This is a genomic window from Clostridium sp. CAG:43 (genome assembly GCF_000434655.1).
Classification (GTDB): Bacteria; Bacillota; Clostridia; order Lachnospirales; family Lachnospiraceae; genus Otoolea; species Otoolea fessa.
The window spans coordinates 2989-3788 of sequence record NZ_FR895008.1; the positions used below are offsets into that span (position 1 = coordinate 2989).

Below are 800 nucleotides of genomic sequence, written 5' to 3' on the forward strand. Positions count from 1 at the left end.
TTTCCAGTCAGTCTATTATGTTATCGTACCTAGTATAACATGCTTTTTTCGGAAGTTCAAGAGGTATTTCCTATTGTTTCTCTTTATTTACCGAATACAGCCTCATAATCTGCTTTGAATTTCTCGATACCAGCATCGGTCAGCGGGTGTTTTACCATCTGCATCAGAACCTTGAACGGAACCGTTGCGATGTCAGCGCCAGCCTTCGCGCACTCGATGATGTGCATCGGATGTCTGGTGGAAGCACAGATAATCTCGGTGGAAATCTCCGGATAATTGTCAAAGATCTCTACGATATCGTAAATCAGGTCTGTACCGTTGGTGGAGATGTCATCCAGACGGCCTAAGAACGGAGAAACGTATGTAGCGCCTGCTCTTGCAGCCAGAAGTGCCTGGTTGGCAGTAAAGATCAGGGTTACATTGGTCTTGATGCCCTCAGCGGACAGAGCTTTCACAGCCTTTAAGCCCTCGGTAGTCATCGGGATTTTAACAACCATGTTCGGATGAATCTTAGCGATTTCACGACCCTCGGCGATCATATCCTCTGCCTTCACAGTCGTAGCCTTAACCTCACCGGAAATCGGTCCATCTACAATGCTGGTAATCTCTTTGATAACCTCATTAAAATCACGGCCTTCTTTTGCAATCAGAGACGGGTTTGTGGTAACGCCACAGATAATACCCATATCATTCGCTTCACGGATCTCATCAACATTCGCGGTATCAATAAAAAATTTCATTTCTCATATCCTCCTAATTTTTATAAGATAGATAGCCAGTATCTCCTATATCTACTATAC

At 44.2% G+C, this 800-nt stretch carries 1 protein-coding gene; it reads right to left on the reverse strand.

Going from position 1 to position 800, the window contains the following annotated elements; all coding sequences use genetic code 11:
• Positions 1 to 83: 83 nt before the first annotated feature.
• Positions 84 to 740 carry a fructose-6-phosphate aldolase gene (fsa, locus tag QVO97_RS01090; protein ID WP_022358583.1) on the reverse strand — a complete coding sequence of 219 codons (657 nt, stop codon included), beginning with the start codon at positions 738 to 740 and terminating at the stop codon, positions 84 to 86.
• Positions 741 to 800: the final 60 nt, after the last annotated feature.

Bases quoted from the DNA above. Each gene is read 5' to 3' on its own strand.
- fsa (WP_022358583.1), bottom strand. From the start codon at position 740: ATGAAATTTTTTATTGATACCGCGAATGTTGATGAGATCCGTGAAGCG.